Origin of the sequence: Streptomyces sp. NBC_00503, assembly GCF_036346895.1 — a bacterium.
GTDB lineage: Bacteria > Actinomycetota > Actinomycetes > Streptomycetales > Streptomycetaceae > Streptomyces.
In genome coordinates, this window is the sequence record NZ_CP107855.1 from 1,574,308 (window position 1) to 1,589,885 (window position 15,578).

A 15,578-nucleotide genomic window follows, 5' to 3' on the forward strand; every position below is an offset into this window, starting at 1 on the left:
ACCCGTCCCTGCTGCCGAGCACAGTACTGAAGAGGAACCATGAAGAACGAGGAAGCGTACGCCTCCTGGAAACGCCACAAGCCCAATACCCAGTTCGCTGTGGGGCAGTTGGCGACTCTGCTTGAAGAGAACGACGAATCTGCCGACGCGGTCTTCGGCGCCTATCTGGTGGCGAAGAAGGATCTGGCCCGTTCAATGCAGGAACTGCTTCGCGCCACCCTGCCGCCGTCCCGTCCCGCCTTCGCAGAGATGCGCTCGCGTGTCAGCCAATCCCTGCAGGAGCGGTTCGGAGACCGGATCCCCCCAAAATACCTGGCCGTCCCTTATGACACCGTCGCCAACCAGGACCTGTTCGGACTTCTCCATGAGCACATGGGCAAGCCGGTAGGGACGGACGTCTTGCGCGCCATCAACGCGGATGACATCCACACTGAACGGCGCATACGCGAACTCCGCGAACTAGGCCTCCGCATCGACTCGGTGAAGCGTGACGGAGCCGGCTGCTACCTGCTGGTATCACTCGACCTCGATCCTACGCAGACACAAGCCCTCGTCGCCAAGACGATCAAGAAGTCCTCCCTGCCTGAGGCAGAGCAGGAGAAGCTGATCGCGTCTCTCGACGCGTGACCTGGCCGCCGCGCAGGGCGCTGTCCCGCGCCGTCAGCTGATCTTGGAGCGGTGCTGGCTGAAGAGGTCGTGGCGCTGGTGGTCGTCCTGGCCTACGAATGCCTTGAACTCGCCGATGCTGTACGCGACGGCCCCATTGGAACGCGTCACCGTAGTCACCTCGAAGTCGTGCTTCAAGTGGTTGAGGTGCCGCTCCACCCCGGGCTGGTCCATGGCAGTTCCCGCTGCCTCGAGCTTGGTGATGATCTGGTCGACTGACAGGGCCCGCGTACTGCTGCGCAGCAGCTTGTACACAGGGTCGGTGACGACATCCGCGGTCTCCACGAGCTCGCGGGGCTCGCCGACCTTGTTCAGCGCGTTCCTGATCGATACGCCGAGCGCCTTGGCGACGGGCGGCGGGAATGCGTTCCCGATCTGGCGGTACACGCTGGTCTTCCGGCCGTGGAACCTCCAGCGGAAATCGTTCTCCCCCTTGTCGCCCTCGGCATCCGCATCCTGCCAACCCTGGATGCGGGCGACCATGGCCGTGGTGAGCTTCGGGCGCGGTCGGCCCTCAATGACAGGCGGCCCGGCGGCAGGGGGCGCCTCATTGGCAACACCCATCGCGTCCACGCCCTTTTCTGCCCATGCGCGCTTAGCACGGGTGGGACCGAGGTCGGCGCCGCCGTGCTTCTTCGACCCGCCGACGATGGTGGGCGCGATACCGGTGGCTGCTTCGGCCCACTCCTGGGCACCCTTCCAGCCTTTCTCCGACATGAGGTCCACCAGGAGCTCGCCTACCGACATGGCGCTCCCGGGCCGACGCTCCGGCCACTCGAAGTAGGGAGCGAACTCCTGCTGGAGCGCAACCAGTACGAAGCGCGGACGCAACTGGGAGACACCGAAGTCGTCCGCCTGGAGGAGCTGCCACTCTGCGATGTACCCGTGCTCTTTGAGCCGGTCGAGCACGTGCTGGCGGTAACCGGCGAAGCGGTTGGCGCTGAGTCCTCGCACATTCTCCAGTAGGAGCGCCTTCGGCTGCACCTTGCCGCAGAGCTCGATTGCCCAAGCGAACAGATCACGTTCATCGCTCGTGCCCAGCTGCTTCCCTGCGATGCTGAAGGGCGGGCAGGGCACTCCCCCCGCGAGGAGGTCGACCTTCTCCGCATCGAGGACCGGATTCCAGACAGCAGGGTCAGCGACGTCGCCGACCCTGACGGAGTCCTGCGCCTCCTTCTCGCTGTATCCGAGGAATTCCACAAGATTGCAGCGCAGGGTCTCGGCAGCCTGGTGGTCGAGTTCGATAGCGAGTCGGTGGCGGAAGCCTGCCCGCTCCAGTCCGAGGGACTGGCCGCCCGCGCCCGCACAGATCTCGACGACCTCAAGCGGCTTTCCATGCTCGATAGCCGACATAGCGATCTCCCTCCAGGCACGCCAGGCTCCCCAGCGCAGAACCGGCGGTGCTGCTGCGACCGCCTAAATAAACACACACGCATCCGGCAGCACAGGCCCCGCGGCAGCACCATAGTCGCAGGTGGCGGTAGAGCGGTGGCTCTTCGCCACTGCAAGCCGGACAAGGAGTGAAGTCTACGCGGCGCCACTGACAGCTTCCATCATGGACATCCGCATGGGGAGCGCTGCCGGCGCTGGTCAGACGTCCAGCACCCTCAGGACTTCCGGTCGGGCATCCCCAGGGAGGCGGCGGTAGGCGTTCCAAGCCCGCTCAAGCGGTGTCGATCCCCGGCGGCCCCGCTCTGCCCAGCGCGCCAGCCGCCGCTGGTCAGCCGGGTCGAGGTTCTTCATCTCGGCGACAACCTCGTCAGCACGTGCAGCCTGGCCGTCACCTCCAGCCCGGCAGCGCTTGCATTCCGTGACCAGGAGCGTCTCCTCCCGGCCGTCTGGAAGGATCGTGGGGCGCCGGGTAACCGATAGGACTGCCGTCTGGTTCGAGTCGTCCATGTACGGCTCTGCTCCGCCGATACCGCACACCGTGCACATGTAACCGTCGCCTGCGAGCACGGCCTGCACCTGCTTGGCCGTGATTGCCTTCTGCGGTGCAGCCGCTCGGCGGGCGACCGGATCCCACACCGGGACCCCGGCTTCTACGAACCGCTGGTCCTCAGCCATGAGCGAGGCGTCCTCGGTGTTCGTGAGGATGACCCATTTGAAGGCCCGGAGGTCGCGGAGGCGGCGGTCTGCCTGGGCGATGCCGGGGAACGCGTAGCGGAGCTGCTCCTTGGTGAAGGTGTTGCCTTCACCAATCTCCTGGACGAGCCACAGCGCGCCCCTGATCATGGTTCCGCCCTTGAGTTCCGGGTCGTTCCAAGCGGGGAGGGGCACCTCTGCTCCGTTCTTCGGGTCCTCAGATGACCGAGTCTGGGTGATCACCAGACCGGTTGTCAGCAGCTCCTGCCATTATTCCTGACGAGTGAGCGACTGTTACCTAGGAGAGGTTCTGGCTATGGCTGCGAAGTTCGGTGTTCCGCCCGAGGGCGAGCGGATCCGGTCCATGGTCGAGGAACGGCTCAAGCAGGCCATGGCCGACAACGGTGCCAAGATCACAGTGGAGTGGCGCGGTGAGCAGAAGCACCTGAGCGTGATCTCCATGCCGGTAGACCTCCTCTACTTCAACCCCGACACCCACCGCATCCGCGCACAGCGCACGCTGGACCCCGACCAGAACCAGGTGCTGGAAGAGCAGCCCTGGAGCGAGACCGCCCAGGACTACCTCGCCCACCTCCTCAGCCGCAGCCCCTCGAATCCGAACCAGACCGACCCTGACTTCACCGCACTGCAGGACGAGCTCGACGATTTCGGGCAGAAGGAACCCGGCATCATCAGCCCCGACGGCATCCTTGTCGACGGGAACACCCGCTGCGCGGCCCTTCGCAAACTCGGAATCAAGGACATCCGCGTGGGTGTGCTGCCTGCGGATACTTCGCGGGGTGACATCAACAGCGTCGAGCTCGCCCTCCAGCTGCGGAAGGACAAGCGGCGCGAGTACTCCTACATCAACCGCCTGATCGCGATCGAGGAGGAACTGGCGAACGGGCGCCGCGTGGAAGACGTAGCAAGGGACTTCAACATCAAGACCACTACGCTCCGCCAGGACCGGTGGGTCTACGAGCTGGTCAACGACGCCATCGAACGCAGCAAGGGCCCAGTCAGCGGCGTCGGGCTGCGGCTGGTCGACTTCGAAGACCACCAGGAGAAGCTCCGCGAGCTGCAGCGCGATTGCACGAAGCTCGCGAAGACGGACCCGGATGCAGCCGAGCAGCTGAAGGAGTCCCGGCTCGCGATGGTCATCCTGAACTATCCGAAGACCTCGGTCCGACTCGCTGAGGCCGATTTCCACACCCGCTTCCTCGACGAGCGGCTGCCGGACGACCTGCGCCCTGCCGCGCAGGCATCCGCCGCAGTGTCCATCCCCGGCCTGCCGGGCGTCGCGGTCCCGGACGCTACCGCTGCGGTGAAGACGACCCGGGCCCTCACCGACAGCCTGCTGCAGGCCAAGGCTGCGACTCTCGCTGGCGACAAGCTCACGCCCGCGGAGGTGACGCAGGCCGCTGCAAAGATCAAGGCGGCCCGCGGCACGTTCGACGTCGCCGTCAAGATGGCCGGCCAGAATGCCCAGCTGCAGAAGCGGAAGATCGCGGTACCGGAGCGTCTGACGGACGCTGCCGACTATGTGAACCAGTGCGCGTCGGAGTTCGCCGAGGCGAAGTCGAAGCGCGCACTCGACGAAGACGCTTTCGACGACGCCCTGCTCACCCTCCGCGCGAGCCTCGCGCGCCTGGCCAAGCAGGCGGGCCGTACGTTCAGCTCGCCGGGTGACGGCGTCGAGTGGCTGCTCAACGCTACCCGGGAAAACTGATGACGGGGTCTGCAGCTGTACCGAGCCTGGAGATCGGCTTCGGCGACAGCGTGACGAAAGCCCGGTTGCGGGCCGGCTCCGGGCACGAGGGCGACCTGCGCCGCCTCGCCCTGCGCTTCCGCACCAGTGTGCAGCGCTCCCCCGGGAGCATGGATGTAGACATCGACGACTTGCTCACGAACCTCGTGGCGCTTACGACATGGCCTGCGCAGACGAGCGTCTCATGGGACAGCCAACTGGCAGCCCTTGCAACGGATTCCGCCGCGGACGCCCAGACTGTGGCCGAACGCCTCGACCCGGTATCCGGAGGCGCCGGTGAAGTACAGGAGGACGAGGTCGACGGGCTGCTCGGTCCTGGCTGGACTGCAGACCTCACGTCTTTCCAGCGCCGGGACATCGCCAAGCTCCTCTCACTGCGCCACGGTGCCAACTTCTCCGTCCCCGGCGCCGGTAAGACGCGCGTCGGGCTCGCTGTGTTCCAGGCACTGCGCCGAACCAAGGGCATCGAGCGCCTGCTGGTCGTCGGTCCGAAATCCTGTTACGAGTCGTGGCAGGACGAGAATGCGCAATGCCTCAGCGAGCCATTGCGCATGGAAGTCCTGTCCCGGGACGTCGACCCGGCTGCGGACGTGCTCATCGTGAATTACGAACGCCTCAGCCCGTCCGTCGACGAGCTCGGCCAGTGGCTGACCGCACGTCCTTCCATGGTCCTCCTCGATGAGGCGCACCGGATGAAGCTCGGCGCGGAGGGGACGTACGGGGCAGCCTGCCTGGCCCTGGGTCCGCGGGCCCGCCACCGGTTGATCCTGACCGGCACACCGGCTCCGAACGGCGTCAAGGACATCGAGAACCTGTTCGGTTTCGTGTGGCCCGGGCACGGCCGCCAGAAAGTGACGCAGGCCGTGGCCGGCGGCGACCTCGCCAAGGCGAGCCAGGTCCTGCGTCCGCTGTTCACCCGCACCACCAAGAGCGAACTGGGGCTGCCCCCGGTGAAGACGACTCTCCGGATACTGCCGATGCCCCCGCTGCACCAGGAGGTGTACGAAGCCCTGGTCGGCCGGTTCTCGGCACGGGCTGCCGGATCTGAAGGCGACTTCCAGGCCCTCGGCAAGATCATCGTCTATATGCTCATGGCGGCCACCAGCCCTGCCCTGCTCGCTGTCGGCACTACACGGTACGAACCGCTGACGTACCAGGTCCCGCCCTTGGCAGTCCCTGAAGGGAGCCCGCTCTTCGACCTGATGCGGGACCTCCCCAGTTACGAGATGTCGCCGAAGTACCGCGAAGTCCTGGCCATCGTCGCGGAGAACGCGGCCCGGGGCCGCAAGACCTTGGTGTGGTCCACGTTCATCCGCAGCCTGAACACCCTGGAGCGGGTCCTCAGGGAGTTCCGGCCGGCGATGGTCCACGGAGGCACGGAGGACCGCGGAGCAGAGATCGAGCGCTTCCGGAAGGACCCGGACTGCATGGTGCTGCTCTCCAACCCGGCTACCCTCGGTGAGGGCATCAGCCTGCACCATGACTGCCACGACGCGGTGTACGTCGACCGCGACTTCGCGGCCGGGCGCTTCCTGCAGAGCCTGGACCGAATCCACCGGCTCGGTCTCGCGCCCGAGACGGAGACCCGCATCACCGTGCTCGCCGCCGAAGGGAGCATCGACGAGGTCGTCGATCAGCGGCTGAGCGACAAGCTGCTCTTCATGGGGCGCATCCTCGACGACTCCGCCGTCCAAGAGCTCGCAGACCTCGACGAGGAGCCTGCCGTCGGCGGCGGTCTCGACCAGAGGGACCTCCAGGCACTGATGGGCCACCTCCGTGCCCGTTCCGCCTAATCCTGTCCTGCGTGCCGCCGTGCGGTGGCTGGAACGGCTCCCGTCCTCCAGCACTGCACGGTGCCGCGCGCTGTTCACGAACCATGCCGACTTCAGCGACCTCACCCCCACTCAGTACGAAGCGGCCTACTCGTGGCTCGGAGAGAACGGCCTGCTCAAGGACCTTGTCAGCAGCGCCGCAGTGGGCGAACGCGTCTTCCGTGCCGCTCTCGCCTCCAGCGGCGCGCCCTGGCTCCCGGACGCAGACCTCCTCGTGCGCGGCCCGGAAGAGCTCCCGGAGGACGCCCTACGGGCTGCGGAGGCATTGGGCATCCCTGAGAACGAGGCATACGAGCAGGTCAGTGCGGTCTGGGGCAAGGTAGATACGGAGGCGCGGGCCCTTATCGGCAGCGCCGGTGAACTGGCTCTCGTCAATCTCATCGCTGAGGCTACTGACGTCCGGGTCGAGCACGTAGCCGCGTATTCCGATGGTTTCGGGTACGACATCGCCGTACATGCGAGGCGGCAGCCGCTGCACATTGAGGCGAAGAGCACGGTGCGGCGCGGGAGAGTCACCTTCTACCTGTCCCGCCATGAGTACGAGACGATGCGGCGCGACCCCGCGTGGCAACTCGTGGTCGTACACCTCACCCGGGACCTCGATATCGCTGCGGTCGCCTCCGTCGCTGCAGAGTGGATCACCGCCCAGGTTCCGCAGGATACGGGGCCCTTCGGGCGCTGGGAGGCATGCCGACTCGACGTTCCTCCGGATGCGGTTGTCCCGGGCATCCCGCGGCTGGCCCCCTTGCTCGGCGCAGGAAGGGCCGGGCTGCTGCAAAGCGCGTAGAGCGGCTCGAGGCGGGAGCGCTGCGACAGCCCTCCCGCCTCGATCGGAGGATTCTTACGCCCCCTGGATGCCGATGTCCGCCAGAAGGAACTCCTCGGCTTCGCCGACCCACGCCGGTGATTCCGCCTCGGGACAGTCGGCCGCAGGCAGGGCATCCGAGAACGCGTCTTTCAATGCCGCCCGCCACTGGTCCGCAGTGCCGCGGAGTTTGAAGGGACCGACCGGCAGGGTCACCCCGTCCTCATCAACCTTCAGAGGCGCTGTCTCGCCGGCCACGGTGACATCGCTGTCGAGGCCGCTGGCAGCTGCGTCGAGCGCGGCGTCCAGCTCAGCCGTGTCGATCCTGCCAACCCAGTGCTGCGCCCCGGCCTGCGCCTCCGCGAGCAACAGAGTGCGGCTTCCTGCGGCGTACCCCATGAGCACGAGGGACTTGCGGGGGGCTTCGGACCGCAGGCCGCTGGCGCCGCCTGCGTCGATGAAGGCCGGGCGGAAGCACTCGAGGAGGGCGGAGATCCTCTCCGCGAGGAGCGTACGGCGGGCGACGAGGAAGTCCCGGAACCCATCGGCCTCCAGGACCCGGGGGTCAGTCGGAACAGCATGGGCGGCCAGGTCGTCGGCCTGTACTTCCTTGGTGTACTCGGCGGGAGACCGGTTGCCGATCATGTTCTTGGCCGTCTGCTGCGAGACGAAGACGATATTCGCCAACTCGTTGATCTCCGCCGACGAGTACTTGTTCGGGTGGCTACGCAGCTGCGCGGCCGGGTGCAGCATGCTGTACTGCAGCTTGTCGGTCCCCTCGGCGGTGATGGAGATCGGCCCGCCAGCCCACCAGTCCTCAGCGCCGGAGTGGGCAGCTGCCAGGTAGGAGAGCATGATGTACGGGCTCTGGATGTTGCGCCCCGACAGATCGCGGGCGGTCACGCTGAAGCCGTTCTCGTCCAAGCGCAGGTTGGCGAGGAGCGCGCGGACAGGCTCGTCGGAGTCGAGGGCGTTGACGTCCTGGGTCAATGCGCTGTCAGTCGCCCCGCCGTAGCGGTTGTTCCCGCTCGCTGCCAGGAACCAGTAGAGCAGGCCCTTCTCTACCTCGGGGTCTACACGGGCGCCGGCAGGCAGCCGACCGTAGAAGACGATCAGCGGGTGCAGGGCAGTAACGGACGAAATGAGCGCCGTGGTCGGGACGAGCAGCTGCTCGCAGAGCAGCGGAACGACCCGCTCGAGTCCGCGGCGTACCCGCTCCCAGCCTTCCGCGACGGCCTCCGGACTGGCCGTGGTCAGCCTGGAGACCGATGAGGTCCGCTTGCCTGAGATAGACAGGCTGAGCGTGATCGCCTTGATGAGGAAGTTGGCATCGACAGCCCGGTAGCCGCGCTCCGCCCACCGCGCCGACTCCTTCTCGAGCTCTCCGAGGAATCCCGGCGAGCGGGCCGAGAGCGTCGCCATCGCTAGATCGGTCGTCTTCAGGGGGCGGCCGCCGCTGTTGACCCGGACGAAGATCTGAGTGACCTCCTCATAGCTGAAGCCGTGGAGGACCTCCATGTGGAAGTCGCGCTGCGAGATCGATTCAAGCGCTTTGAGGCGCCGCCCGATTTCCGCGCCGTCGATGGACAGCCCGGCCGAACGGAGCTGCATCTGCAGCGTGAACGGATCAGCGTCGGGGCCGACGACATCGTAGACCTTGACCCACTTCGGGCTCCTGAGCGTGGCGTTGCTCTGATTCTGGAACGCCTCCGTCTCGATGTTGAAGACGATCTGCGCTGTGGGGTGGTCCTTGAAGACGCGGAACAGCGAGGTGAGCCGCTGCTGCCCGTCGAGGAGGTACAGCGGCATCACGCTGGGAAGCCCCTGCCCGGCGCCGATCGCCGCGGTGCGGGTCTCCGCTCCCTCATCCGTTTTCCACAGGAGGAGCGTTCCCGCCGGATAGCCGAGGTACATCGACTCCACGAGCTTCGCGACTTGCGACGCCCGCCATACATAGCCCCGCTGGATCTCTGGGAGCATGATCTCCCCATCGGCTATCTGGCCGATGAGCGTCTTGATGTCCCGGTTCGTACGTTCGACTGCCATACGTTGGTGTCCCCGCCCTGCTGCTCCGGCTCAGGCCGCGTTCGACCTGGACCAGCGCAGTCGTAGCTGCGCTGATCGATACGGTAGACGAGGCGGGGGAGGCTCTACGTCTGAGTTCTTGAACTCGCGTACGGGCCGTGCCGAGTTCCGGGCTAGCCCTCCGATTCGGCCCGGACCGCTGCCGGGCGTCGGCGCGCCTCGACCGCCGCGCAGACGATCGCGGAACTCGCCTCGGCCGGATCGTGCTCCCAGAACCGCAGGACGAGCCACCCTGCTTCCTCGAGACGCGCGTCAGTGTCCCTATCGCGCTGCACATTCCTCCCGATCTTCTCCCGCCAGTAGTCCGGATTCGTCTTCGGCGGCACGAAGTGCTCCGGGCAGCCGTGCCAGAAGCAGCCGTCGACAAAGACGGCTACGCGGGTCGGACGGAAGACGAGGTCAGCGGTACGGCGCATCCCCGGAAGCGGCTTGGCCGCAACCCGGTAGCGGAGCCCGGTGGCGTGGACAAGAGAGCGGAGGGCGCGCTCCGGGGTGGTGTCCCGGCTCCGGTTCCCGAGCATGCTGCGGCGGTTCGCGGCAGAGGATGCCCAGGATCCGTGCGGTGGCGACCAGACGCCACCGGCTGGCTTTCGAGGCAGCTTGTTCATCGGCTCACAAGTATATGGCCGATGCTGCTCGAACCCCGGAGTGCTGGCCAGGGGCAGCAGCGACTTCCGCCGCCTTCCGCCCGGCTACGGGCGGCCGCTGGCCACCGCGTAGAAGGCGACGGCCGCGGCCGCGCCCACGTTCAGCGAGTCCACCCCGTGCGCCATCGGGATCCGTACCCATTCGTCGGCGGCGACCAGGGCCTGCGTCGAGAGCCCGTCCCCCTCCGCGCCCAGCATCAGCGCGACCCGTTCCAGGTTCTGCGGGGCGGCCTCGTCGATCGGCGAGGCCTTCTGGTGCGGGGTGAGCGCCAGGAGCTTGAAGCCGGCCTCGCGGACCGAGTCCAGGCTCTTGGGCCAGGCCTCCAGGCGGGCGTAGGGCACGGAGAACACCGCACCCATCGAGACCTTGACCGAGCGCCGGTAGAGCGGGTCCGCGCAGTCGGGCGAGAGCAGCACCGCGTCCATGCCGAGGGCGGCGGCGCTGCGGAAGATGGCGCCGATGTTGGTGTGGTCGTTCACCGCCTCCATGATGACCACGCGCCGGGTGGTGGCCAGCAGGTCCTCGGCCGTGGGCAGCGGCTTGCGCTGCATCGAGGCGAGGGCGCCGCGGTGCACGTGGTAGCCGGTGACGCGTTCGGCGAGCTCCGGGCTGACGGCGTAGACCGGGGCCGGGAGCTCGTCGATGACGTCGCGCATGACATCGACCCACTTGGCGGAGAGCAGCATCGAGCGCATCTCGTACCCGGCGTCCTTGGCGCGTCTGATCACCTTCTCGCCCTCTGCGATGAAGAGACCTTCCGCGGGCTCGCGCCTGCGCCGGAGTTCTACGTCGGTCAGGCCCGTGTAGTCGCGCAGGCGCGGGTCGTCGGGGTCCTCGACGGTGATGAGATCAGCCACAGGGTGATACTGCCTTGTCCTGGGTGCGGTGCCAACGGCTCTGCTCGGTTGTGCGGTTGCCGCCCGGGGCGGCGGGCGTACCGCCCTACTCGGCGGCGGGCCGGTGCACGTTGACCACGTCGCCGATGACGATGACGGCGGGCGGGCGCACCTCCTGGGCCCTGACGGTCTCGCCGACCGTGGCCAGGGTGGCGTCCACGCGGCGCTGGGAGGCAGTGGTGCCCTCCTGGATGACGGCGACCGCGGTGTCGGCGGGGCGGCCGTGGCGCACCAGCGCCTCGGCGATCAGGCCGATCTTGTCCACGCCCATGAGGACGACCAGGGTGCCGGTGAGCTTGGCGAGGGAGGCCCAGTCCACGAGGGAGCGCGGGTCGTCGGGGCCGACGTGGCCGCTGACCACGGTGAACTCGTGCGCCACGCCGCGGTGCGTGACCGGGATGCCGGCCGCGCCGGGCACGGAGATGGAGCTGGAGATGCCCGGGACGACGGTGCAGGCGATGCCGGCCTCGGCGAGGGCCTGGAGCTCCTCCATGCCGCGCCCGAAGACGTACGGGTCCCCGCCCTTGAGCCGGACCACGGCCTTGCCGGCCTTGGCGTGCTCGATGAGGGCGTTGTTGATGGCCTCCTGGGCCATGAACCGGCCGTACGGGATCTTCGCGGCGTCGATGACCTCCACGTGCGGCCCGAGCTCGTCGAGGAGGTCACGGGGGCCCAGCCGGTCGGCGATGACCACGTCGGCCTCGGCGAGGAGGCGGCGGCCGCGGACCGTGATCAGGTCGGGGTCGCCGGGTCCGCCGCCGACGAGGGAGACGCCGGGGGTGTGGTGGCGGTGGCCGCGGGCCGCGAGGGTGCCGTCGCGCAGGCCCTCGACGACGGCGTCGCGGACGGAGGCGGAGCGGCGGGGGTCGTTGCCGGTCAGCACGGCGACGGTGACGCCCTCCACGCGGCCGGTGGCCGGGGTCCAGGCGGTGGCGGCCTCTGCGTCGTCGGCGCGGACGCACCAGACCCGCTCGCGCTCGGCTTCGGCGGAGGCGGCGTCGTTGGCCGCGCGGTCCCGGGTGGCGATGAGGGCGTACCAGGCGCCGGCCAGGTCGCCGGCCTCGTAGCGGCGGCGCTCCCAGCGGATCTCGCCGGTCTCCGCCATGGCGTCCACGGAGGGGGTGGCGGAGGGGGAGACGAGCAGGACGTCGGCGCCGGCCGCGATGAGCGCGGGGAGGCGGCGCTGGGCGACCTGGCCGCCGCCGATGACGACGACGCGGCGGCCCTTGAGGCGGAGTCCGACGGGGTAGGCGGGGGTGTCGGCCATGGCGGTTGCGGCTCCTGGGGCAGCGGCGGTTCTCTTGTGTGCCGCTGCGGCGCTGGAGCGGCGGGTACTGACGTGCGGTTGTGTGGTGCGGGTCCACCATACGGCGCGGGCCGTGCGGGGGCGCGGGGCGGGCCCTGCGGGCGGCTTCCCCACCCCGCCCCTTCCCGAAACCGGGGCTTCGCCCCAGACCCCCTACGTGCGCTGCGCGCCCGTGCCCTCGAACGCCGGGCGGGCTGGAATGCCGCGCAGCGGCATGTCCAGCCCCGCCGGCAGGGGCTACTTCTCCGTGACTCCGGCCGAGTCGAAGGTGGCGACCTCGTGCATCGCGCGGGCCGCGCTCTGGACCAGCGGGAGGGCCAGGAGGGCGCCGGTGCCCTCGCCCAGGCGCAGGTCCAGGTCGACCAGCGGACGCAGGCCGAGCTTGTTCAGCGCCGCGACGTGGCCCGGCTCCGCGCTGCGGTGGCCGGCGATGCAGGCGGAGAGGGACTCGGGGGCGATGGCGCGGGCCACCAGGGCGGCCGCGCCGGCGCTGACGCCGTCCAGGATCACCGGGGTGCGCAGGGAGGCGCCGCCGAGGAGGAGGCCGACGATCGCCGCGTGCTCCAGGCCGCCGATGGCCGCCAGGACGCCGATCGGGTCCGCCGGGTCGGGCTGGTGGAGCTCGAGGGCGCGGCGTACGACCTCGACCTTGCGGGCGTGCGTCTCGTCGTTGATGCCGGTGCCGCGGCCGGTGACCTCCGCCGGGTCGACCCCGGTGAAGACCGAGATCAGGGCGGCGGACACGGTGGTGTTCGCGATGCCCATCTCGCCGGTGAGCAGCGCCTTGTTGCCGGCCGCGACCAGGTCGCGGGCCGTCTCGATGCCCACCTCGATGGCGGCGACGGCCTCTTCGCGAGTCATCGCGGGGCCGGTGGACAGGTCGGCCGTGCCGGGGCGGACCTTGCGCGGGAGCAGGCCCGGCGTGGCCGGGAGGTCGCCCGCGACGCCCACGTCGATGACGCAGACCTCGGCGCCGACCTGGTTGGCGAAGGCGTTGCAGACGGCCCCGCCGCCCAGGAAGTTGGCCACCATCTGCATGGTGACCTCCTGGGGCCAGGGGGTGACGCCCTGGGCGTGCACACCGTGGTCGCCCGCGAAGATCGCGACCGCGGCCGGCTCCGGGATCGGCGGCGGGCAGACCCGGGAGAGTCCGGCCAGCTGCGCCGAGATGATTTCGAGCATGCCGAGCGCCCCGGCGGGCTTGGTCATGCGCTTCTGCCGCTCCCAGGCCTCGCCGAGCGCCTTGGCGTCGAGCGGGCGGATGCTGGCGACCGTCTCGGAGAGCAGGTCGTGCGGCTCCTCGCCGGGCAGCGCGCGGCGCCCGTACGTCTCCTCGTGCACGACCCACGCCAGCGGCCGGCGCTGGGACCAGCCGGCCTGGGCGAGCTCGGGCTCGTCGGGGAACTCGTCCACGTAGCCGACGCACAGGTAGGCCACGACCTCAAGGTGCTCCGGCAGACCGAGCGCGCGGACCATCTCGCGCTCGTCGAAGAAGCTGACCCAGCCGACGCCGAGGCCTTCGGCGCGGGCGGCGAGCCAGAGGTTCTCGACGGCGAGGGCCGAGGAGTACGGGGCCATCTGCGGCTGGGTGTGCCGGCCGAGGGTGTGGCGGCCGCCGCGGGTGGGGTCGGCGGTGACCACGATGTTCACCGGGGTGTCGAGGATGGCCTCGATCTTGAGTTCCTTGAACTGCTTCGCGCGGCCCTTGGGCAGCGACTTCGCGTAGGCCTCGCGCTGGTGTTCGGCGAGCTCGTGCATCGTCCGGCGGGTTTCCGCGGACTTGATGACGACGAAGTCCCACGGCTGGGAGTGCCCGACGCTGGGGGCGGTGTGGGCCGCCTCCAGGACGCGGAGCAGCACCTCGTGCGGGATGGGGTCGCTGCGGAAGCCCTTGCGGATGTCGCGGCGCTCGCGCATGACGCGCAGGACGGCCTCGCGCTCGGCGTCGGCGTACGCCGGGGCCGCTTCGGTGGCGGCCTCGGCGGCCGGGGCCTCGGGCTCGGACTCCTGACCGGAGTCCTGCTCGTCCGCGGGGGCGGTCTCCGCCACGGCTGCGGGCTCGGACTCCGGCTGCGCCTCGGGCTGCGCCGGTACGTCGACCGGCGCGGGCTCGGGGGCCGCGACGGGCTCCGGCCCGGCGGCCTGGACCACCGTTTCTGCGACCTGCGGCTCGGGCTCCGCGACGGCGACCGGCGCGGCCTCCGCCACGGCCTCGGCCACGGCTTCGGCTTCGGCGACCACGGGCTCCGGCTGCGCCACCTCGACCGGCGCGGGCTCGGCGGCCGGGACGGGCTGCTGCTCGGCCTCGGCCTCGGCATCCACCACGGCCACCGCTTCGGCGACGACCGGCTCGGGCTCGGGGGCCGCCACGGGCTCGGGCGCGGGCTCCGCGGCCACGACGGGCTCGGGCTCCGCGACGACGGCCACAGCCACGGGGGCAGGGGCGGCGACGGGGGCCGGCTCGGCCACCGCGTCGGCGACCGGAGCCGCGGCCTCGGCCTCGGCCTCGGCCGGAACCTCCACCGGAAGCGCTGCCGGAGTCTCCACCGCGAGCTCCGCCGGAACCCCGGCCGGAGCCTCCGTCACGGACCCGGGAGCCTGCTCCACCGTCCACGGGGTCCCGGCCTGGACCGGGATCTCGGCCGGCTGCGGGGCGCCGGGAGCCGCGACGGCCTCCGGGTGCGGGATGTCCAGGTACTCGGGTCCCGTGGTCGGCGGACCGGGCTGGCGCACCGGAACCGGCACCGCGGGGGTGCTCAGCAGGGAGCCCACGGGCTCGGGAGCCACGGGGGCAACCGGAGCCGGGATCTGCACGGAGGCCGGGACCGGGACCGGAGCCGGGACCTGCGCCTGGGCCGGAGCCGGCGCCGCGGCCGGACCCCGGTCGGCGAGGGAACGTACGACTCCCCCGGTGGCATCGGGCACGGGCGGGCCCATGTGCAGCGGCCGCCGGACGGGGGCGGGGGCGACGGGGGCCGCAACCCCCTGGCCCTGTTCCTGCGGGGCCACGAGGCCGCCGAGGTCCAGCGCACCGGAGTCCCGGCCGCCGGCCTCGTGCGCACCCGCGCCGTAGGAGGCCGGGTCGGCAAAGGACTGCTCGGGGAAGCCGGGCTGCGGGTAGGGCTCGTAGGCCACCGGGGCGGCCGGCTGCTGGTACTCGGCGTACGCGGCGGGCTCCGCGTAGGCGGTCTGCTCGGCGTACTCGGTGTACGGGGCGTCCGCGTACGCCGGGGGCTCCGGGAAGACGGGCATCTGCGGGACGACCTGCGGGTCGCTCCACGCGCCCTGGCTGCTCGGCATCAGCAGCAGTTCCTCGTCCTCCGGCTCGGCCGGGTCGTCCACGAGGTCCTGGAAGGCGTAGCCCCCGGTCGCGGGGGACTGCATGGGCACCGGGGCGGGGATGCCCGGCTGACCCACCATGCCCGTGTTGTCCGGGAGACCCTCGCCCGGAACCTGGCCGGTGTCAGTCATGCGTACCCCTCGCCCA

11 protein-coding genes are annotated in these 15,578 nt (G+C 69.8%); 4 read left to right on the forward strand and 7 right to left on the reverse strand.

From position 1 onward, the window contains the following. The first annotated feature begins 39 nt into the window (after positions 1-39). Positions 40-627, forward strand: a complete 588-nt coding sequence (locus tag OG490_RS07380; protein WP_330295475.1) for a hypothetical protein — start codon at positions 40-42, stop codon at positions 625-627. Positions 628-660: 33 nt separating this feature from the next. Here the strand turns inward: OG490_RS07380 and OG490_RS07385 are convergent, their stop codons facing one another. Together OG490_RS07385 and OG490_RS07390 are read right to left on the reverse strand one after the other, a co-directional pair. Beyond that, positions 661-2,019: a DNA cytosine methyltransferase gene (locus OG490_RS07385; RefSeq protein ID WP_330295476.1), complete on the reverse strand. Its 1,359-nt coding sequence runs from the start codon at positions 2,017-2,019 to the stop codon at positions 661-663. A 237-nt stretch (positions 2,020-2,256) separates the two neighbouring features. Beyond that, the gene (locus OG490_RS07390) at positions 2,257-2,994 is read right to left on the reverse strand and encodes a hypothetical protein (protein WP_330295477.1); all 738 of its coding nucleotides are present in this window, start codon (positions 2,992-2,994) and stop codon (positions 2,257-2,259) included. 121 nt (positions 2,995-3,115) lie between these two features. On the opposite strand from OG490_RS07390, the gene OG490_RS07395 reads away from it, so the two are divergent. The 3 genes from OG490_RS07395 to OG490_RS07405 are packed head-to-tail and all read left to right on the forward strand — an operon-like array spanning position 3,116 to position 7,138. Then, complete coding sequence (locus OG490_RS07395) at positions 3,116-4,480, forward strand: ParB/RepB/Spo0J family partition protein (protein ID WP_330295478.1); 1,365 nt, start codon at positions 3,116-3,118, stop codon at positions 4,478-4,480. Continuing rightward, complete coding sequence (locus OG490_RS07400; protein ID WP_330295479.1) at positions 4,480-6,312, forward strand: DEAD/DEAH box helicase; 1,833 nt, start codon at positions 4,480-4,482, stop codon at positions 6,310-6,312. The genes OG490_RS07395 and OG490_RS07400 overlap by 1 nt, the downstream gene beginning before the upstream one ends. A 19-nt stretch (positions 6,313-6,331) precedes the next feature. After that, positions 6,332-7,138 (forward strand): protein NO VEIN domain-containing protein, encoded by an 807-nt coding sequence (locus OG490_RS07405; RefSeq protein ID WP_330295480.1) that lies wholly within the window; start codon positions 6,332-6,334, stop codon positions 7,136-7,138. A gap of 54 nt (positions 7,139-7,192) precedes the next feature. Here the strand turns inward: OG490_RS07405 and OG490_RS07410 are convergent, their stop codons facing one another. The 5 genes from OG490_RS07410 to cobT form a co-directional block, all read right to left on the reverse strand. Next, the gene (locus OG490_RS07410) at positions 7,193-9,202 is read right to left on the reverse strand and encodes a GmrSD restriction endonuclease domain-containing protein (protein WP_330295481.1); all 2,010 of its coding nucleotides are present in this window, start codon (positions 9,200-9,202) and stop codon (positions 7,193-7,195) included. Positions 9,203-9,354: 152 nt separating this feature from the next. After that, on the reverse strand, positions 9,355-9,849 hold the full coding sequence (locus tag OG490_RS07415; RefSeq protein ID WP_330295482.1) for a very short patch repair endonuclease: 495 nt from the start codon (positions 9,847-9,849) through the stop codon (positions 9,355-9,357). Positions 9,850-9,933: 84 nt separating this feature from the next. After that, positions 9,934-10,746 carry a TrmH family RNA methyltransferase gene (locus OG490_RS07420; RefSeq protein WP_330295483.1) on the reverse strand — a complete coding sequence of 271 codons (813 nt, stop codon included), beginning with the start codon at positions 10,744-10,746 and terminating at the stop codon, positions 9,934-9,936. Between the two features lie 85 nt (positions 10,747-10,831). Further along, positions 10,832-12,052: a uroporphyrinogen-III C-methyltransferase gene (gene cobA / locus OG490_RS07425; protein ID WP_330295484.1), complete on the reverse strand. Its 1,221-nt coding sequence runs from the start codon at positions 12,050-12,052 to the stop codon at positions 10,832-10,834. Positions 12,053-12,328: 276 nt separating this feature from the next. Beyond that, the gene (gene cobT, locus OG490_RS07430; RefSeq protein ID WP_330295485.1) at positions 12,329-15,562 is read right to left on the reverse strand and encodes a nicotinate-nucleotide--dimethylbenzimidazole phosphoribosyltransferase; all 3,234 of its coding nucleotides are present in this window, start codon (positions 15,560-15,562) and stop codon (positions 12,329-12,331) included. Positions 15,563-15,578 lie beyond the last annotated feature (16 nt).